The following is an 18,401-nucleotide window of genomic DNA, read 5'->3' as shown; positions in this document are numbered from 1 at the left end:
TATCAGATGTGCGTATCGTCATGCCGGCAGGCGGCGACTAGAGCTTCAGGTTCAGCGTAAGACGGAACTCACGTGGCTCGCCAGGATGGACCGTCATGCCGTCGGGCACGATCGGGCTATTCGGTGAAACCCGATAGTCTTGCTCGTAAGCGATATCGTAATACTTGCGATCAAACAAGTTCAGTACGTCCAGCGATAGCGAAATGCGTGGCGTCAGTGCACGTTGTACACGCATGTCCGTCACCACGGAGGGCGGCCCCATCAGGGTGCCATCCTGCGACAGCGGATATTTTCCGATGTAGCGCAGCTTCACATCTCCCGACCAGCCATCGACGTCATGCACGCTCAGTCCCACCGAGGCGACTTTCGGTACGGCGTTGGGAATGGCATTGCCCTGTTGCCCATTTTCGTTCTGATGGGCATAGCGCGCGTGGGTATAAGCCAGGTCGGCATCGAACAGAAGCCAGTTGTTCAACACAAGGTGATTGTTCCATTCAACGCCCTCGCGTTTGCTTGCGCCATTGGGCGTCGTGCTACCGATATCCGAATCTGCGTTGTAGATGAGTTCGGACTCGCTACTCAAACGCCAAAGCGCCAGCGAGCTTTGCAGTCCGGGAATGATTTCCGTCCTCACGCCAATCTCCTGGCCAAAAGCACCGACCAAAGGTGGCACGGGCGAAGCCGGACCGCCGGTGGTGGGATCAATCTTGTAAATGACGCCGCGCGCATCGTTGCTGTGAAAGCCGTCGCCCGCATCCACGAAGAATTCTGTTTTATCCCAGGGGCCGAAGATCAGGGACAACTTCGGAGACGTCCTGCTGGCTGACGCACTGCCACTGTTTTGCGCGAGTGCCAGCGAGGTCAGACCCATCTGGAGGCTGTCCTCACGCACACCTAGCAGGCTGCGGAACCAGTTGCTCCATATCGTGGTGTTTTCCACATACATCGCCGCTTCAGTCTCGCCGACCAGATTGTCATCTACGGTCTGGAACGGAACGCGGGCCTGCGTATCGAACAGGCCGACATGGATATAGTCCCGCCGCACCTGTACGCCGGCTTCAGTCGTCGAATCATGACCGAACAGGCTGTGCAACCAACCATGGGCGATTTTCGTGCCCAGCATATTGCGTGCTTCCTCCTGCTCGAATTGGTCACCCGTGTTCGGGCGCAATTCGAAGAAGGTGAAATTGGAAAACAGCTGCAATCGGTAGTGTTCCAGATACGCCGAAATCGTGGTGTAGCCTTTGGCGTCGTGCGTATGCCATTCGCCGGAAAGAATGTCGCGTGCGGTATCGCCACCGTCCGTGGGGTCGAGGGCACAGAACCGGCAAAGCTGGCCGGACTGGATCAACGCCAGAGGCACCTGGTCCGTGGAATTCCAGTGCGCGTCGTAGACGTTGGCATCGACCGACCAGCCACGCGATGTATCGCCATCGCTCAGGCGCAGGAAGCCATTGATCTTGCGCATGTCCTCAGGCGACTTCCAGGGCCCGTTCTCTTCGAGCCCCTCTACCGCCGCGAGCAGGGTTGGCCCGTGGGAACCCGAAAAAGCAGCCGAGCCGGAATTGCTCCTCTTATCGGACGAGAACACGGGGAAGGAACCCGCGAGCAGGACTCGGCGGTAGTCATAGCTACCCACTGTCAGTTGGGCAAATGGATTGCTCAGGCTATTTCGGTAGTAAATGTCGGCGGAGCCAGCCGCGGAGAAGTCACCGTTCTCGGCAAAATACGTGCCCTTCCGATAATCGATCTGCTGTACCAATTCGGGGGTCAGGAAGTTCAGGTCGGTATAGCCCTGCCCGTGCGCGTTCGTGGGCATGTTGACCGGAACACCATCGACACTGGAGGCAAAATCCGTGCCGTGATCCAGATTGTAGCCGCGCAGAAAATACTGATTCGCCTTGCCGTCGCCCGAATGCTGAGTGACCACCATGCCGGGGATGGCTTCCAGCACCTGGCCTGGTCGAAGTAGCGGAATGTCCTGGAGCAACGAACCAAGAATCACGCCCTGCGAGGCTGCGCTGGACGTTCCCACACCGTTCTCGTAGTGCCCGGTGACCACCACCGCTGGCAAGGTGCTCGCGGACGCGGCACTCGCGGGGGCGCCTGCTGCCAGGGGCGAATCCGATGGCTGTGCCCGGGCGATGGGCGTCGTAAATAACACGCAGAAGAACAGCCATGCGGGCCGCTGCATGAAGTGACTTAGACGGGAACGGGATGTATCCAACCAGGATCACCTACTCGAGATGAGGCGAGTGAGCCGAACGATTCAACGGCGAGGGTCACTCTTAGGTACGTCCAGGTCCCGCGTTTGGATTCATGGTGTTCTTGATCTCCATAGCGTAACGACTTCGACTGTGGTCAAGGGCATGCGGCCAAGGTCACTGGCCTGCGAACGGGTACTCGGCCTGATAGCTGCCTATGCCGGGCAGGTAACCGCAATCACTATGGCAGCGAAGTCATTGTGGCAGGATCGAATGAGACTGACCGATAGTCATCTTCGGTACGTCCGCAATTGAAAGCAGGCCTATGGGGATTTCAGCGGGAGGTTGTCTTGGTGACTGTAAAGCGCGAGTACAATGCTTCGATGGCCAATCTGTTCCGTTTGCTTCGCCGGGGTACATGGTCGTGAATACGGAAAGCCTGACTGTCGCCGACATTGACGCGCCGACACCCGAACCACGTGCATCATCTCGTCAGGTGGTCTACCGGCATGCCCTGCCGATCCGGATCATGCACTGGATCAACGTGATCGCACTGACGCTGATGTTCTTCAGCGGTCTGCAGATCTTCAACGCGCATCCGAATCTCTATTGGGGCAATCGATCCGACAAGGGCAAGGAAATCCTGTCGCTGGCCGCGCATCAGGACGCAACGGGCAGCCTTGTCGGCACCACCCGCATTGGCCACCACGAATTCACCACCACAGGCGTGCTGGGCGTCTCCAAAGATGGTAATGGCATGCCGACAGTGCGTGGTTTTCCCTCCTGGATCACCGTGCCGGGGCCGGGCTGGCTGGCGATGGGACGACGCTGGCACTTCTTCTTTGCCTGGGTGTTCGTGCTCAACGGCCTTTGCTACGTCGGCTACTCCCTCGCCAAACGGCACCTGCAGCACGATCTGTGGCCCACCGGTGCCGACTGGCGGGGCATCGGCCGCTCCATCATCGAGCACATCCGCTTCAAGCATCCCCACGGCGCGGAAGCGTTGCGCTACAACATTTTGCAGCGACTCGCCTACCTCACCGTGATCTTCGTATTCGGCGTGGGCATCGTGCTGATGGGCCTGGCGATGTCGCCGCGGATGGATGCCGTGCTCTCGCCGTTGGTCGAAGCTGTCGGTGGTCGCCAGTCCGCGCGAACCATCCACTTCATCATCGCCTGGGCGTTCGTCGCGTTCGTGCTGATTCATTTATTCGAGGTGCTGATCAGCGGGGTTTTCAATCAGCTGCGCGGCATGATCACCGGCTACTACAGGATTGATTCGGGGGAAGCTGACACTGTCCGGATTCACCCTGCCGAAGTCGAAACCGCAAGGGTCGATACGCACGAGGTTGATGAAGTCACACCGGACGCGCCAGCCGCCACCGAGGAGCGTCCCCATGACTGATCGTCGATCGTTCCTGCGCATGGCCATCATGGGTACGGCCGGCATCCTTGTCGCTGGCTGTGACCGGATCTCCCAGAGCGGCTGGGGAACCCGGGTACTTGGCAGCGCCGAGGGATTGAACCGTCGCGTACAGGCGTTGCTGGCGCCGTCCAGCAGCATGGCGAAGGAATATTCCGAGGCGGATATCTCTCCTGTGTTTCACGCCAATGGCACCACGCAACCCGGCACGCCTGCCTACCGGGCGCTGATGGCAAACCAGTTTCGCGACTACACGTTGCAGATTGACGGCCTGGTCAACCGGCCGACCCGGCTATCGATCGACGACCTGAAAAAACTCGACACGCGCACGCAGATTACCAGGCACGATTGCGTGGAAGGCTGGAGCGCCATCGGCAAATGGCAGGGCACGCTGTTGTCGGCCGTGCTCGACCATGTCGGGGTCGATCCGCAGGCACGGTTCGTCGTATTTCATTGCTTCGACGAAATGGACGTGGGCGTGCCGTATTACGAAAGCGTGGACATCGGCGAAGCGAGACATCCGCAGACGCTGCTGGCGTTTGCCTTGAACGACCAGCCTTTGCCGGTACCCTACGGGGCGCCTCTGCGTCTACGTCTCGGCCGCCAGCTCGGCTACAAGCAGGCGAAATATCTCAGCCGGATCGAGCTGGTCAAGTCCTTCGACGCGATCGGCGACGGCAAGGGTGGCTACTGGGAAGATCAGGGTTACGAGTGGTACGCCGGCATCTGATCAGGTCGGTTCGCTGAATGCGCCAAGCGTCCTCGCGATGCATGCTTATTTGCCGGAGTCAGTCTCTGTACGAGCCGAGGTACGATCCAGCCCGGATGAACCATCCACGATCTCGATGGTTTCGACCTCCCGCACCCATCGGGCCGGCCGCTTGTCCCCTTCCACAACAAGCCGAAATGGCCCGTCTTTCCGGGATAACGGATGGCCATCCTGTCGGTCGACCAACAACACATGGCGATCGCCGAACGCCGCGTCCAACTCGGTCAGACTGAAGACCACCTGGTAGCCATCGGCAGCCGTGACACGAACGAACTTGGCCATTTCGCGTCCCCGCAATGGCTTGTCCGTCGGCGCGCCGGCACGCCGCAAAAGCTCGGCAAGTGCAACGCCTTCCCACAGGCTCGGCTTCTCATCATGCACACCCGCCGTGATGCTGCTGCGTGGCAGATTCGCCAAATCGTTTTCGGTGAACGTGGTGGCGGCTCTTCCAGCGACCAGAATCTGCACGGACCCCGTGCTCAGTGATGCGGAAGGTGCTTGCGCGCCCCAAGCGGAAAACACGAGACACGACGCCAGAGATACGGCGATGCCTAGCTTCATCAAGGATATCTTCAACATGGGCGTTATTCGCTCTCGATCATAGGACTATCGTTGAGGCGCTGGCGAACCGACCGTATCACCCTTGCCGTCTATCAAGAACCACGCGCTGATCGCGCTCAGAAGTGCGAGCGCGCTGGAAATGGTCATTACCCAGCGAAATCCAGAGACGAAGGAGAGTCCGATAACACGTCGCAGTACAAGTGTGTCCTGGGATGAGACCTGGGCGGGTATGACGATCCCTGCCAACTTCTGGCGTTCCGCCAGGATGGAGACCACGGTAGCCGGGGCCACCCCTGAGTGGGCAAGCGCGGTAGCCAGCGCATTGTCGAATTGATGGGTCAAAACAACACCGAACACAGCAATCGCGAGTAGCCCGGCCACGCGGGACATCGCATTGTTGACACCCGAAGCGGTGCCCGCCAGATCGGTGCCCACCGAGTTCATGACGGTGGTCGTCAACGGCGCGATCGTAACGCTCATACCCAGACCCAGGACACATATCGCCGGGAAAAACGTGACCCAATAATTGGGGTTGATCGTCGGCCATGCAAACATCCCGAAGCCGACCGAAGCCACTACGGGCCCAACGACCAGCGGGAGTTTGGAACCGAACACATCGACCAATCGCCCGGCCCACCGCGACAGGACGAACATGATCACGATAAAGGGCATAAAGACCGCGCCCGCCGCCGTCGCGCCATACCCCTGGACCTGAATCAAGTCGAGCGGTAGAAAAAACAGGCTTCCTCCCAAAGCGGCGTAAAGCAAAAACGTAAGAAGGTTCGCGCCGGCGAAGTTGCGTTCGCGGAACAAACGCAAGGGAAGCATCGGAGAGTCTTGATGCGCCTCAACCCAGAAGAAAAGTACCAGCGCGATAACTCCTGCAGCGCCTGCGATCAACACCGCAGCGCTAAACCATCCGCTCGGCGCGTCGATGAGTGCGAACACGATGCCGCCCAGCGCGACTATCGCCAGCAAAGCACCTCTCAGGTCAACCGGGCTCTGGTTTTCCCGGTTTCGACTCTCTGGAACTTTCGTCAGGCAAATGATGAGCAATACACAACTGACCGGAAGATTCACGAGGAACGCCCACTTCCAGGAATAGTGCTCCACCAGGTATCCCCCAACGACAGGACCGATGGCCGTGGTGATGCCACTGAATGCTGACCAGGTCCCTATGGCCGCACCGCGCTCGGCCAAGGGGTAAGCCGAGCTCACGAGGGCCAGGCTTCCGGGAATCAGCAGCGCTGCTCCGATACCTTGAACGGCACGCGCAGCAATCAATTGCAGTGCACTGCCCGAAAGCGCACACGTGAACGATGCGATCGCAAACAGCGAAACCCCGATCACGAAAATGAGCCGTCTTCCGTAGCGATCGCCCAGTGCACCGCCTACCAGAAGTAACGCGGCCAGCGTGAGCGCATAAGCCTCCATCACCCACTGCGCGTCGGAAACTGCAGCGTTGAGCTCACGTTGAATGGCGGGAAGCGCTACGTTGACAACGGTGCCATCAACAAACGCCAGGCTTGACCCAAGCACGGCAGCAACCAGTGTCCACCGGCGCGAAGCCACTGAGCAGGGCACGGCTGGAGCATCTGACAAGACCCTACCGTTGTCGCATGGCGGCGTTCCGATGTGGCTCATGCTCCAGATGTCCGGTTGCAATGCCTGGCGCGGATCCGTGCTTGGGGACGCAGCCAGGCATGTCTCAAGGTCCCCGATGACTGCGCAAACTCTACACCTGATCGTAAAGGATCATGCGTGAGCAGCCGCGGGCTCGCCATCGGCGCGCGTCGCACGCTGCATCACCTGAGGTGGCTGCCCGAACGCGCGCAAGAAGGCGCGGCGCATGCGCTCACGATCTCCAAAACCCGTCTCGCGAGCTATGACATCCATCGAGTGCTTGCCGGAGCCCATCATCAATTGTGCCGCTTCGACACGTAGCTGCTCGACGGCCTTCGCCGGCGATTGCCCGGTCTCGGCGCGGAACGCTCGACTGAATTGCCTGGGGCTCAGGTGTGCGGACTCGGCGAGTTGCTCCACCGACAGTTCAGCCGTCAGGTTTTGTCGGGCGTAAGCCAGCGCGGTTTGAACTCGATCGGATCTCGGCTCCAGCTCAAGCAGCGCGGAAAACTGCAACTGACCACCCGCACGACGGTGGTAGACGACAAGTTTCTTGGCAACCAGCCGTGCCACGTCGGCCCCAAGATCTTTTTCGACCAGCGCGAGCGCGAGATCGATGCCGGCGGTCATTCCGGCGGACGTCCAAACCGGTCCATCAATGATGAAGATGCAGTCCTGCTCGACCTTTACTGCGGGAAAAGCCCGCTGCAACTCTTTGGCGTGATACCAATGGGTCGTCGCACGCCGGCCATCGAGCAGCCCTGCTTCGGCCAGCGCGAAAGCACCGGTGCAGGTCGCCCCGATCCGCCGGGATGTCCGCGCCGCTTCGCGCAGAAACGCTAGAAGGCCAGCTGACGCGGGCACGATGTCGTTGTCACCGCCGACCAGAATGGTGTCGAATCGCTGGTCGTCGAAGGGCTCCGTGCTGACTGAAAATCCACCCGAGGATGGAACCAGCCCGCCATGTTCAGACAGCAGCTTGATGTCATAAACGGCTTCGTTCGCGGTGAGGTTCGCGAACTCGAAAACCGTGGTCATGGCCAGTCCCATCACCTGGAAGCCAGGAAAAAGAACGATCCCGAGACGCAACATGACCAGATCTCCGCAGCGTCCTGAAACGTTGCATATATGTCATTGATGACGGGATGCTACGCGCCTAGCCTAGCTCTGTAAAGCCGGCGTCCGCCGACCACTACGGAGAAAACTCATGGTTACTGCATCAAAAGGCACCGCTCTCATTACTGGCGCATCGTCAGGCATTGGCGCCGTCTATGCCGATCGGCTGGCTCGCCGCGGCTATGACCTCATCCTCGTCGCTCGCAATCGAGACCGTCTAGGCGCGCTTGCCACTCGCCTGACCGCCGAGACGGGTCGCACCGTCGAGGTTCTCGCCGCCGACCTGAGCGTGGACACCGACATTCGCCTGGTCGAAGAGGTATTGCGCACGGACTCAAGCATCACCCTGCTGGTCAACAACGCCGGCGTGGGGGCGGCTTCTCCCTTGCTTGCGTCGGACCCCGTCAAGATGGATTCGATGATCACGCTCAACGTCACCGCACTGACGCGACTGGCTGGTGCTGCTGCGCGGGGATTTGTGGCCAGGGGTGTCGGCGCGATCATCAACATCTCATCGATCGTTGCTGTCGCACCCGAACTGCTCAATGGTGTTTACGGCGGCACCAAAGCCTTCGTGCTGGCTTTCAGTCAGTCGCTGCATCACGAGCTGAATGACAAAGGCGTAAAGATTCAGGTGGTCTTGCCGGGCGCGATCAGCACGGAATTCTGGGACGTTGCCGGCCTGCCCATCGAGAACCTGCCGCAAACCATGGTGATGAATGCCCAGGATCTGGTCGACGCCGCGCTTGCCGGTTTCGATCACGGTGAATTGGTGACCATTCCATCGTTGCCCGAGGTGGCTGATTGGGATGCTTTCGAGCGTGCGCGCCGCGAGCTGGGTCCGAATTTGTCCCACAACCAGCCAGCCAAACGCTTTAGTGCTCGTGCGGTAGCCTGATGTTCTGAGGTGATCGCATCAAGTGGATGTCCGCTGTCGTCGGCGGACGTCCATAGCTTCGCCGCCGGTCGAGATCATGGCGATCGGCGATGCCTCACGCTATCGCGTACATCCACGTCAAACAGCAACTGCAAGGTATCCCCGGCATCCTTACCTGCCATTGTGTAGCGGAGCCCTTCGCGCGTCGGCAGACGCGACGCATGCTCGCGCAACGCGGCATCGGGCAAACCGATCTGCCAGGCATCAGCCTGACCGGAAAACGTCGCGTCATCAGCTTGCGTTGTACGAACTGCAAAGCTGATCGCGAAAGCATCAGCGAATCCTGTGCGCGTCTCCAGCCCGTCGCCCGCCAGCAACCTGGCCAGTTCATTCTCGTCAATGCGTATCCGCAATTTCTGGCTTTCGATCTGGATTTTCATGAGCATGCTCCGTGATTTCAGCGGATCAAGGCGATGGGCGGATGCCGAGCGCGGCGCAGGGTTCCAGGCTGACGATCTCGACGCGCTTGCCGGCGGCACAGTCGCCCGCGTCTTCGGTCAGCACGACCCAGCTATCAGCCCCTGCAAAGGGCCTCATGCGAAACGGCTGCTGCTGGCTCGACACGCTGGCGTGCAGCTGACCTTCTGCACCCTGATGCAAGGTGGCACGCAGAAAATGGCGCATCCCGGCTTTGGGTTGCTGCGGCGTGTCAAGCACGGCGCGCAGCGGAGCCTCGGCGCCCTGCCCCATCATCGCGCGTAGTGCCGGTACCACGAAGAAACGAAAGCCCACGGCGACAGCCATCGGTGTACCCGGCAGCGCGAGAATCAGCGGACCCTCCGCCAATCTCGCGCACAACAGGGGCTTGCCAGGGCGAATCGCCACCTTGTGGAACAGCAGCTGAGCGTTGAAGCGGTGCAGCGTGTCAGGCACGAAGTCGTAGCGACCCATCGACACCGCGCCTGTACTGATCACCAGGTCGACGCCTGCGCTCACAGCACGCTGCAAAGCAGCGGCAAAGGTGCTCGCGGTGTCGTCTACCGTTTCGCATGACAGCACCTGCGCACCCGCCGTGGTGAGTGCGGCGACGAGATAAGGGCCGTTGGAGTTGTAGATATGGCCGTCGGCGAGCGGTTGCGAGGGATCGGCCTGCAGCTCCATGCCAGTGCAGACAACAGCGATGCGAGCGCGGCGCACCACCTCCACCTGGGCCACACCCAGCGCAGCCAGCAGCATGATGTGCGCAGCCTCGATGCGCGTACCCGCGGTGAGCACCGTCGATCCCTGCGCTGCGTCAGCGCCGGTGTGGCGCACGTTGTAGCCCGCCACGAGTGGATCGAGCAGGCGGATACGTGCAGGCGAACCGTCCGGATGCGTATCCAGTAGCTCGGTGCGCTCTATGGCGACCACCGCATCGAACCCGTCAGGCAGGCAGGCGCCGGTCATAATTTCGCAGGCGCTGATCGCATCCGCTTTGCGCGGCTCGCCCGCCGCCTGCGAGCCATGCACGACATGTTCGGAACCGGCTGCTAGCGGCTCGCGTGCGCATAGCGCATAGCCGTCCATCGCGGCGTGGTCGAACGACGGCAGCGCGATCGGGCTGCGGATATCGGCAGCCAGCACGCGGCCAGGGGCTTCGACGAGCGCGCAGTGTTCGCCGGGCAGTGACCGGACCTGCGCAAGCAGACACTGCAGCGCCTGGGCATAGCCGATCATGGGTTGATGAATTTTGCTCACCCGGGCACGTGATCGCGCGCAGGATGCATGGCGGCAATGCCCCCGGCCAATGAATGGACGTTGTGCATGCCCTGCTCACGCAAGCTGCGTGCAGCATGCCCGCTGCGACGGCCAGTGCTGCAAACCAGCAGCACGCGCCCCAAGGCGAGTTCGCTGGCAAGCGCTTCGATCTGCGTGGAAGGCAGTGACCGCGCTTGCACCGGCAGTGGCTGCGCGGAGATCTCATCCAGCTCGCGCACATCGATCAGAGTGTAGCCGGCAGCGATGGCCTCATCGAAGTCGTCAAACGCGAGATCCACCGCGCGTTCCTCCAGTGCCTGGGTCAATGCGCGGCGTGCCACCTCGATGCAGCCGCCGTGCAGTGCACAGCCCTGCGCCGAGTCGATTGGCAGCCGCTGGCTGCTGCCTTCGAGCAGGTTGACCAGCAGCAGCGCATGATCAACCGGTCGCGGCAGGTCGAGCAGCAACTTGAGCGCCTCGGTGGCCTGCATCGCGCCCAGCACACCGGCCACCGGACCGAGCACGCCGGATTCCACGCAGGTGCCAGCGACACCGGGAGCCGGTTGCTGCGGCCACAGGCAGCGCAGGCATGGCGCACCGGGTTTGGCCGTGACCACCTGCAGCTGACCTTCGTACTGGTAGATGCTGGCGAGGATCAGCGGCGTACCGGTAAGCACAGCGGCGTCATTGCACAGATAGCGGCTGCGCATGTCGTCGGTGCACTCGACCACCAGGTCGAACTGCGCGAATACGTCAGCCACGTTGCCGGCATGCAGTGGTTCGGCGAAGGTTTGCACGGTGACGGTGGGATTGAGCGCGGCGATGCGTTTCGCGGCCAGCTGCACCTTGAGCTCGCCGATGTCGCGCGCGTCGTAGAGCGTCTGTCGATGCAAATTGCTGGCGTCGAGGCGATCGCCGTCGACGATGCCGAGCGTGCCGACGCCGGCGCCAGCCAGGTAGGTGAGCACCGGGCAGCCGAGGCCGCCAGCGCCGATTACCAGCACGCGCGCAGCGGCGAGTTTTGCCTGGCCTGCTTCGCCCACATCGCGCAAGCGCGTCTGGCGCGAGTAGTCCGGCACAAAGACCGGTTCGGACGTTTGCTCGTACGCTTGCAGGTGTTCGTGCTCATGCGCGCGGTGCGTGTGCGCGCAGGCCACCCACGACGTGTCGCCGTCGAGGTAGTGCTCTTTCTTCCAGATCGGTAGCCGGTGCTTGATCTCGTCGATGATGTAGCGGCAGGCACGGAACGCCTCGTCACGATGCGCGGAGGAGACGCCGATCCACACTGCAAGCTCGCCGATCTTCAACTGGCCGGTGCGATGCACGCAGTGCGCTGCGATGATGCCGTAGCGCGCAATCGCCTCTTCGACGATGCGCTCGCCCTCGACCATCGCCAGCTCGGCGTAGGCCTCGTACTCAAGGCCGTCCACTTCACGACCTTCGTTGCTGTTGCGCACCCAGCCCTCGAAGGTGCAGAAGCCGCCGCTGCCCGGATGCTGCAGCGCCCTGCGCAGCTGCGCAGGATCGAACGCTGTGCTGGACAGGCTGAAATGTTTCATCCGCCGGCCACCGGTGGAATGAATACGATGGTGTCGCCCTCGCCAACCGCCCTGCCCCAGTCACTGAACTGTGCGTTGACCGCGACCTTGAGCGCATCGGCCGACAGCGTGAATCCGTGGCGCACACGCAGCTCGTCGTACAGCTCACGCAGCGAAGCCGCCGAGGTGGTCAGTTGCTCACCGCTGGAGCCGGCCTGCTCGCGCAGTTGTGCGTAGTACTGCAAGGTCACCGTGATCATGATGGTGACCCTATCTGTCGCTGCATCAGTGCGAATTCCTCGGGGGTATTGATGTTGTCCAGGGCGTCGCCTGGCGCAGGCAACAGAGTGATGCGAGACATCATAAGCGCCTTGCGCGGGCAATAACTTCCGTCATCGACCCGCTGCCTGAGCAACGCATGGCTGGAGGGTTCCCACAACGCACACAGCGGTTCGGGCAGCTCGTCGAAGCGGCTGGCGAAAACGGTGGCATCGGTGGCGGGATCGCGTGCATCGATCAGCTTGCGCAGGGTCGCTTCGTCGAGCAGCGGCAGGTCGCATGCCAGCACCAGCCAGGCGACATCCGGGTGGGTATCCTGGGCGGAGAGAATGCCGGCGGCGGGACCGATCGCATCATAGCGATCCACGATCTGCGGCAGGCTGGCGCGCAGCGGATCATCACGTTGCTCACTGCGCACCGAAACAAAGGCGCGCTCGGTCACCGCTGCGAGCAGACGCCATGTACGCAGCAGTTGCGGCTCGCCCGCGTAGGCAAGCTGTGCCTTGTCGCGCTGCATGCGTCGGCTGGCGCCGCCGGATAGCAGCAAGCCATAGATCGGTGGCGCAGCCTTGGTGCTCATGCGACGACTCCGCTGACCACCTGATCGATATCGTGCTTGCCGCCGGTTTTCTTCAGCAGGCGAATCTCGCCGATGACGATGTCGTGCGACATCGCCTTGCACATGTCGTAGATGGTAAGCGCAGCAATGCTTGCGCCGGTGAGCGCCTCCATCTCCACGCCAGTGCTGCCGCGGCAGGACACGGTGCAATCGATCAGCGCATCGCGGCCATCCATGTGGATCACGATATCGCACTTGTCCAGACTCAGCGGGTGACATAGCGGAATCAGCTGCGAGGTGGCCTTGGCGCCCATCACGCCAGCGATGTGCGCCACAGTGAACACCGCACCCTTCGGCGTGACGTAGCCAGCCGCATGCAGCGCGTCGGCGACGTCGGCCGGGAACGTCACGCGCGCACGCGCCTGCGCCGTGCGATGGGTAATCGGCTTGGCGCCGACATCCACCATGCGTGGCTGCTGCGAATCGTCGACGTGCGAAAGCTTCATCTATCCTCCGATGTAATGCATTTCTATTTTACGGCGGACATTGTTATGCCGCTCGGCGCGCTCCTCGCTGTAGCGATCGGCACGGCCCAGCCATATGTCACGCAGGCGATCGAGCAGTTGCTCGTCATTGTCTCCCGCGCGCAACGGGCTACGCAGGTCGGCGCCCTGATTCGCGAACAGGCAGGTATAAAGCATGCCCTCGGAAGATAGCCGGGCGCGCGTGCAGCTGCCGCAGAACGGTTCGCTGACCGAGGAGATTACGCCGATCTCGCCGGCTCCATCGCGAAAGCGGTAGCGCGTGGCAACCTCGCCCGGATAGCGCGCCGGCAGCGCCTCAAGCGGCCAGCGCGTGTCGATGCGTTCGATCAGCTCCCGCGAGGGCACCACGTCATCGGGCGTCCAGTCATTGCGATTGCCGACGTCCATATATTCAATGAACCGCACCACGATGCCGCTGCCGCGAAAGCGCTCGACCAGATCGGTCACGGTGTGCTCGTTGACACCACGCTGCACCACCGCGTTGAGCTTCACCCCCTGCGGATAGCCGGCCGCCTGAGCCGCGTCGATACCGGCCAGCACGTCCTCGAGCGCGCCGCGCCCACCGCTCATGCGATGGAACAGGGCGGGGTCGAGCGTATCCAGACTCACGGTCATACGATCGAGACCGGAATCGCGCAATTCAGCGGCGTGGCGGGAAAGCAGCACGCCATTGGTAGTCATCGCCAAATCCTTGATGCCGTCGATACGCCGCAATCGCGCCACCAGCTCAGCCAGCTTGGGCCGAAGCAGCGGCTCGCCGCCCGTGAGGCGCAGCTTGCTCACGCCCAGCTGCACGGCCAGCCGGCACAGCCGCTCGATCTCGTCGAAGCTCAGGCGCTCGTCGTTGCGCAGAAATTCAAAGTGCTCGCCGTAGGTCGCCTCGGGCATGCAATACGGACAACGGAAATTGCAGCGATCCATCACCGAGATGCGCAGGTCGTGCAGCGCCCGGCCCAGACGATCCCGCGGCAATTCGGCGGTCATTGGTGGACTCGCGATGGTGTTGGAAGACGTCATATCACCAACGATAGAACGCTGCCGCCGTGCCGGCTACCGCGACGTTCTGGCCGGGCGGCAACTGCACGAAGCCGTGGGTGCGCGGCAGCGAGGAGAAATCGCCCGAAGTCCGCGATGGCACCGGGTGCGCCAACGCCCTTCCGGACGAATCATGCTGTACGTGCGCAGGTACAAAACACGTCAAATTTGCGTTGGTGTCGACCGCCTCATCCAGGCAGACGTGCTCCAGTGGCTCCGCGACGGCGCCCATGGACGCCAGCAGCGCCGGCATCACATAGCGAATCGCACAGACCAGTGCCGAAACCGGGTTGCCGGGCAGCGCGAACACCGCCTGGCCCTGCGCCCCGATACCGAACCACATCGGCTTGCCCGGCCGTTGTGCGATGCGATGAAAAACGCAGCGCACCCCGAGCGCATCGAGTGCGGCCGGCACATGGTCGCGCTGGCCCATCGAGACGCCGCCGGACAGGATCAGCACCTGATGCGCCGCCAGCAGCGCACCGAGTATGGAGACGGTCGCGCCAAGATCGTCTGCAACCTGGCTCAGTGCCACCCGGCCGAAGCCGCGGCTGCGCAATGCGGCGGCCAGCGCGCGATCGTTGGACCGGCGGATCTGCCCTTCGCCGAGCGCAGCACCCACGTCCACCAGCTCGTCGCCGGTAGCAACGACGGCAACCGATGGCACGATGGCAACCTCGACATCAGTCACACCGTTCGCCGCGAGCACCGCCATTTCCGGCGCGCCAATGCGAATACCGGCATTCAGCAACAGCGCATCGATGGGGCAGTCGGAGCCGCGCGCGTGGATGAACTGACCGCTTGTCGGCACGTAGCCTTCAGCCAATAGATAACGATCCCCTTCGCGCAGTGTCTGCTCAACTGGGACGATGCAATTGCAGCCATCCGGCAACATCGCGCCGGTGGTCACTTCGATGCAGCAACCGTCGTCGACGAGCGTCTGCGCCACCATGCCGGCCAGCTGCACACCACACACCGCAAAGCTGCGTGGCAACGACCCGCTCCAGCGCAGCGCGATCCCGTCCATCATCACGCGATCGAACGGTGGCTGGTCCCGCTCGGCCCGGATCGGCTCGCGCAGGATCCGGCCAGCGGCGACGTCCAGCTCCACCCGCTCGCTGCCGAACGACGGCATGTGTCGGGTGATCAGGGCTTCGGCTTCGGCAACGCTGATCAGCTCATTCATTGACGCGATGGCCTGCAAGGCGGTGGCATGGCGCCAGGGCGCCGTGAAGGGAAATCATGGTGGTACGAGCGACCTTTGACAACCGCGGCGGCGGGTACCGACGTCGTATCACGCACCCAGCGCCACCGCCTTGACCTGTGCCCACACCTCGCTCCCGGGCATCAGCGCGAGCGCATGCCAGGAGCGTCGGGTGATACGCGCCAACAGTACGCTGCCACCTGCATCAAGCTGCACCAGGCATTGGGAGGGATGATCCGCATCAGCCATCGCGATCACGCGGGCGCGAATCTGATTCAGCGCGCTACTGCCCGTCTGGCGTTCATGCGTCAGCACCACGTCGCGAGCGCCGATGCGGCAGCGCAGTCGCTGGCCTACAACATCACGGCGGCGCGGCACGAAGAGCGTGCCGCCAACAAACGCCAGCTCGGTGAGATGGTCGTGCGCGTCGTGGCCGGCGACGGTGCCTTCAATCACCGCGCCGACGGCTTCGACTAGCGTTGCAGGTAGGTCAAGACGGGTAAGCGTTGCCTGCAAAGGTCCCTGCGCTACGACGTGACCGGCATCGAGCAAGACCAGGTGATCGGCCAACCGGGCGACTTCGTCAATCGCGTGGCTGACGTAGATCATCGGCACCGCCAGCGCCGCATGCAGAGTTTCCAGCCGACCGAGCAGATCGTTGCGCGCGGTGGCATCGAGCGCCGACAGCGGCTCGTCGAACAGCAGCAGGGACGGGTCGGACAACAGCGCACGCACGATGGCGACGCGCTGGCGCTCACCACCGGAAAGCGCCTCGATACTGCGCCCGAGCAAGGCGCGCAAGCCGAACTGGTCTATCAGCGCGTCACGATCGATATGTTTCGGCCGACCGGCGCGGCGATAGCCATAGTCCAGGTTGCCGGCCACCGAGCGATGCACGAACAGGCTAGCCTCCTGGGTGACGTAGCCGAGCCGACGCCGGTGCGGCGGCACGAACACGCGCCGTGCGCTGTCCTGCCATAGCTCGTCGCCAAGACTTAACCTGCCCTCGCTACCGCGATCCAGCCCGGCGATCGCACGCAGGCAGCTGGTCTTGCCGGCGCCGGAAGGGCCGAACAACGCGGTGATGCCACGGGATGGCAGCGCGATGTCGAGTTCGATCGCCAGGTCGCCACGACGCCACGCCAGTGTCGCCTCCACCCCGCGAGGACCATCCTTTTCTCGAAGATTTGGCGCCCGCTGCTCAGCCACGTTCGTGCCTGCGCGGACGCAGCAACGACATCGCCAGTAGCGCAGCGAACGAGAACACCAGCAGGCATAGTGACAATGTATGCGCCTGGGAGTATTCACCGGCTTCGACGTGATCGAAGATACGCATCGACAACACCCGTGTCTGGCCCGGGATATTGCCGCCAATCATCAGCACGACACCGAACTCGCCCATGGTGTGTGCGAAGCCCAGCACCGCCGCCGTGATGAAGCCCGGCAGCGCCATCGGGCAAGCAATGGAGAAAAAACGATCGAATGGACTTGCACGCAAGCAGGCCGCAACCTCCAGCGGCCGCACCCCGATTGCCTCAAACGCGTTGTGCAAGGGCTGCACCACGAACGGCAGCGAGTACAGCACCGAGCCGACCACCAGTCCGCCAAAGGTAAATGGCAGCGCCGACAACCCCATCGCGGCGATCAGCCTGCCCACCGCCCCATGCGGACCGAGCAGCAACAGCAGATAGAAACCCAGCACGGTCGGTGGCAGCACCAGCGGCAGTGCTACCACCGCAGCGACTGGCCGCTGCCAGCGCGAACGGGTCTGTGCCAGCCACCACGCCAGCGGTGTGCCCAACAGCAGCAACATGGCGGTGACCGTCGCGGCCAGTCGCAGGGTCAGACCAAACGCCTGCAGATCCTGCGTCGACAGTAGCGGCATCATTGTGGCTCAGTGATCCGCTGCACCTGGCAGGGTGAAGCCATAGCGCGTGAGGATGGCGCGCGTCGCCGGACTCTGCATGAAACGCGCGAAATCCTGCGCCAATGCATTGTCGGCACCGCGTTTGGTCAACACGAAACTCTGCTGCAGTGGCTCGTAAGCCGTCGGCGGCACTGGCGCATAGCTGCCCTTGGCCATGGCCGGATCCAGCGCCAGCGATTGCGCAATGATGCCGACCTGGGCATTGCCGCTCTGTGCGAACTGCGCCGTCTGCGCGATGTTTTCACCGAAGACCAACCTCGGCTGAAGCTGATCCCAGATACCTGCGCTGCGCAACGCCTGCTCGGCCCGTTTGCCATAAGGCGCGTGCTGCGGATTGGCGATCGCGATGCGGCCAAAGCGTGGCTGCACCAAGTCGGCGACCTGCACACCGTGCATGTCAATGCTTGCGCTCCACAAAACGATGCGACCCACCGCATAGGGCACCGGTTGCCCGCCAGCATTGCCATGCGCGATCAGCTGCTTGGGGTAATCGCTGTCCGCCGAAAAGAACAGCTCGAACGGGGCGCCCTGCTCGATCTGCGTCAGCAGCTGGCCGGACGCCCCATACACCACGTCGATGCTGTCGGCCGGATGATCATGACGATAGGCGGCGATGACGTGGTCCATCGCGTAGTGCAGGTCTGCCGCTGCGGCTAGTGTTATGTGTCGACTTCCGGCGGCTTGATGTGCGTCAGCCTGATCTACGGCGGCGTGTACCGACAGGGCCGTGATGGCCATGCCCAGAACAAACAACCAACGGGAAAGAATGCGCATACCAATATTCCTTGAGCGCAGTGCTGCGCCGCATTAATGGGAAGGAAAGGGCCGCTGCATCATGACATTCTCTCCCAGAAGGCGCACGTGATCTCGGTAACATGAGGCTTTGGTCGCCGGATAGCATGCGCATACCGGCGCTCCCCGCGCGCCATGCTGCGCCGCATTAAAGGAAACGCAACGGTTCACCGCATCATGCAGTTCTGTTGGCAGAGGGGCACGTCACGCCA

Annotated in this window: 18 protein-coding genes and 1 pseudogene; 3 read left to right on the top strand and 16 right to left on the bottom strand. The window is 62.4% G+C overall.

All coding sequences use genetic code 11. The features are described from left to right. Positions 1-37: 37 nt before the first annotated feature. Complete coding sequence (locus HDE77_RS02400) at positions 38-2,194, bottom strand: TonB-dependent receptor (RefSeq protein ID WP_184415525.1); 2,157 nt, start codon at positions 2,192-2,194, stop codon at positions 38-40. 434 nt (positions 2,195-2,628) lie between these two features. Here HDE77_RS02400 and HDE77_RS02395 point away from each other — a divergent pair, with 434 nt between their 5' ends. Both HDE77_RS02395 and HDE77_RS02390 read left to right on the top strand, forming a co-directional pair. Beyond that, on the top strand, positions 2,629-3,609 hold the full coding sequence (locus HDE77_RS02395) for a cytochrome b/b6 domain-containing protein (protein ID WP_343206042.1): 981 nt from the start codon (positions 2,629-2,631) through the stop codon (positions 3,607-3,609). Continuing rightward, positions 3,602-4,357 (top strand): molybdopterin-dependent oxidoreductase, encoded by a 756-nt coding sequence (locus HDE77_RS02390; protein WP_184415523.1) that lies wholly within the window; start codon positions 3,602-3,604, stop codon positions 4,355-4,357. Before HDE77_RS02395 ends, HDE77_RS02390 begins: the two co-directional genes overlap by 8 nt. 45 nt (positions 4,358-4,402) lie before the next feature. Here the strand turns inward: HDE77_RS02390 and HDE77_RS02385 are convergent, their stop codons facing one another. From HDE77_RS02385 to HDE77_RS02375, 3 genes are all read right to left on the bottom strand, one after another. Continuing rightward, on the bottom strand, positions 4,403-4,975 hold the full coding sequence (locus tag HDE77_RS02385) for a molybdopterin-dependent oxidoreductase (protein ID WP_184415522.1): 573 nt from the start codon (positions 4,973-4,975) through the stop codon (positions 4,403-4,405). Positions 4,976-5,002: 27 nt separating this feature from the next. Then, positions 5,003-6,601 (bottom strand): MFS transporter, encoded by a 1,599-nt coding sequence (locus tag HDE77_RS02380; RefSeq protein ID WP_184415521.1) that lies wholly within the window; start codon positions 6,599-6,601, stop codon positions 5,003-5,005. A gap of 111 nt (positions 6,602-6,712) precedes the next feature. After that, entirely contained in the window at positions 6,713-7,672 is a 960-nt protein-coding gene (locus tag HDE77_RS02375; RefSeq protein WP_184415520.1) for a GlxA family transcriptional regulator, read from the bottom strand. A 115-nt stretch (positions 7,673-7,787) separates the two neighbouring features. On the opposite strand from HDE77_RS02375, the gene HDE77_RS02370 reads away from it, so the two are divergent. Beyond that, entirely contained in the window at positions 7,788-8,594 is an 807-nt protein-coding gene (locus HDE77_RS02370) for an SDR family oxidoreductase (RefSeq protein WP_184415519.1), read from the top strand. Positions 8,595-8,668: 74 nt separating this feature from the next. On the opposite strand, the gene HDE77_RS02365 is transcribed toward HDE77_RS02370, so the two are convergent. The 12 genes and pseudogenes from HDE77_RS02365 to modA form a co-directional block, all read right to left on the bottom strand. Further along, positions 8,669-9,013 (bottom strand): hypothetical protein, encoded by a 345-nt coding sequence (locus tag HDE77_RS02365; RefSeq protein ID WP_184415518.1) that lies wholly within the window; start codon positions 9,011-9,013, stop codon positions 8,669-8,671. Positions 9,014-9,038: 25 nt separating this feature from the next. After that, entirely contained in the window at positions 9,039-10,310 is a 1,272-nt protein-coding gene (glp, locus tag HDE77_RS02360) for a gephyrin-like molybdotransferase Glp (RefSeq protein WP_343206041.1), read from the bottom strand. Beyond that, positions 10,307-11,467, bottom strand: a complete 1,161-nt coding sequence (locus tag HDE77_RS02355) for a HesA/MoeB/ThiF family protein (protein WP_343206049.1) — start codon at positions 11,465-11,467, stop codon at positions 10,307-10,309. The genes glp and HDE77_RS02355 overlap by 4 nt, the downstream gene beginning before the upstream one ends. Then, a pseudogene (locus HDE77_RS20700) lies at positions 11,465-11,869 on the bottom strand (molybdenum cofactor biosynthesis protein MoaE); the annotation flags it as partial. The pseudogene HDE77_RS20700 and the gene HDE77_RS02355, both read right to left, overlap by 3 nt. Beyond that, on the bottom strand, positions 11,866-12,108 hold the full coding sequence (locus HDE77_RS02350) for a MoaD/ThiS family protein (RefSeq protein ID WP_184415516.1): 243 nt from the start codon (positions 12,106-12,108) through the stop codon (positions 11,866-11,868). The pseudogene HDE77_RS20700 and the gene HDE77_RS02350, both read right to left, overlap by 4 nt. Beyond that, entirely contained in the window at positions 12,105-12,707 is a 603-nt protein-coding gene (locus tag HDE77_RS02345) for an NTP transferase domain-containing protein (protein WP_184415515.1), read from the bottom strand. The genes HDE77_RS02350 and HDE77_RS02345 overlap by 4 nt, the downstream gene beginning before the upstream one ends. Next, entirely contained in the window at positions 12,704-13,192 is a 489-nt protein-coding gene (moaC, locus tag HDE77_RS02340) for a cyclic pyranopterin monophosphate synthase MoaC (RefSeq protein ID WP_184415514.1), read from the bottom strand. Before moaC ends, HDE77_RS02345 begins: the two co-directional genes overlap by 4 nt. Next, entirely contained in the window at positions 13,193-14,215 is a 1,023-nt protein-coding gene (gene moaA / locus HDE77_RS02335) for a GTP 3',8-cyclase MoaA (RefSeq protein WP_184415513.1), read from the bottom strand. 34 nt (positions 14,216-14,249) lie between these two features. Next, positions 14,250-15,452 (bottom strand): molybdopterin molybdotransferase MoeA, encoded by a 1,203-nt coding sequence (locus tag HDE77_RS02330; RefSeq protein ID WP_184415512.1) that lies wholly within the window; start codon positions 15,450-15,452, stop codon positions 14,250-14,252. A gap of 108 nt (positions 15,453-15,560) precedes the next feature. After that, a complete protein-coding gene (gene modC / locus HDE77_RS02325; protein WP_184415511.1) occupies positions 15,561-16,628 on the bottom strand; it encodes a molybdenum ABC transporter ATP-binding protein in 1,068 nt (355 codons plus the stop codon). Positions 16,629-16,671: 43 nt separating this feature from the next. After that, positions 16,672-17,358, bottom strand: a complete 687-nt coding sequence (gene modB / locus HDE77_RS02320) for a molybdate ABC transporter permease subunit (RefSeq protein WP_255482485.1) — start codon at positions 17,356-17,358, stop codon at positions 16,672-16,674. Between the two features lie 6 nt (positions 17,359-17,364). After that, positions 17,365-18,171, bottom strand: coding sequence for a molybdate ABC transporter substrate-binding protein (modA, locus tag HDE77_RS02315; protein ID WP_184415510.1), 807 nt, complete (start codon positions 18,169-18,171; stop codon positions 17,365-17,367). Positions 18,172-18,401: the final 230 nt, after the last annotated feature.

Source organism: Rhodanobacter sp. MP7CTX1, assembly GCF_014205795.1.
In the GTDB taxonomy this organism is placed as follows: domain Bacteria; phylum Pseudomonadota; class Gammaproteobacteria; order Xanthomonadales; family Rhodanobacteraceae; genus Rhodanobacter.
The sequence above is the reverse complement of the archived record's forward strand: the minus strand, read 5'-3'. Positions and strand labels throughout refer to the sequence as shown.

Excerpts from the sequence above, each read along its gene's own strand:
- HDE77_RS02400 (WP_184415525.1), bottom strand. The coding sequence starts at position 2,194 with ATGCAGCGGCCCGCATGGCTGTTCTTCTGCGTGTTATTTACGACGCCC.
- HDE77_RS02390 (WP_184415523.1), top strand. The coding sequence starts at position 3,602 with ATGACTGATCGTCGATCGTTCCTGCGCATGGCCATCATGGGTACGGCC.
- HDE77_RS02385 (WP_184415522.1), bottom strand. The coding sequence starts at position 4,975 with ATGTTGAAGATATCCTTGATGAAGCTAGGCATCGCCGTATCTCTGGCG.
- HDE77_RS02380 (WP_184415521.1), bottom strand. The coding sequence starts at position 6,601 with ATGAGCCACATCGGAACGCCGCCATGCGACAACGGTAGGGTCTTGTCA.
- HDE77_RS02375 (WP_184415520.1), bottom strand. The coding sequence starts at position 7,672 with ATGTTGCGTCTCGGGATCGTTCTTTTTCCTGGCTTCCAGGTGATGGGA.
- HDE77_RS02370 (WP_184415519.1), top strand. The coding sequence starts at position 7,788 with ATGGTTACTGCATCAAAAGGCACCGCTCTCATTACTGGCGCATCGTCA.
- HDE77_RS02365 (WP_184415518.1), bottom strand. The coding sequence starts at position 9,013 with ATGAAAATCCAGATCGAAAGCCAGAAATTGCGGATACGCATTGACGAG.
- HDE77_RS02350 (WP_184415516.1), bottom strand. The coding sequence starts at position 12,108 with ATGATCACGGTGACCTTGCAGTACTACGCACAACTGCGCGAGCAGGCC.
- HDE77_RS02345 (WP_184415515.1), bottom strand. The coding sequence starts at position 12,707 with ATGAGCACCAAGGCTGCGCCACCGATCTATGGCTTGCTGCTATCCGGC.
- moaC (WP_184415514.1), bottom strand. The coding sequence starts at position 13,192 with ATGAAGCTTTCGCACGTCGACGATTCGCAGCAGCCACGCATGGTGGAT.
- moaA (WP_184415513.1), bottom strand. The coding sequence starts at position 14,215 with ATGACCGCCGAATTGCCGCGGGATCGTCTGGGCCGGGCGCTGCACGAC.
- HDE77_RS02330 (WP_184415512.1), bottom strand. The coding sequence starts at position 15,452 with ATGAATGAGCTGATCAGCGTTGCCGAAGCCGAAGCCCTGATCACCCGA.
- modB (WP_255482485.1), bottom strand. The coding sequence starts at position 17,358 with ATGATGCCGCTACTGTCGACGCAGGATCTGCAGGCGTTTGGTCTGACC.
- modA (WP_184415510.1), bottom strand. The coding sequence starts at position 18,171 with ATGCGCATTCTTTCCCGTTGGTTGTTTGTTCTGGGCATGGCCATCACG.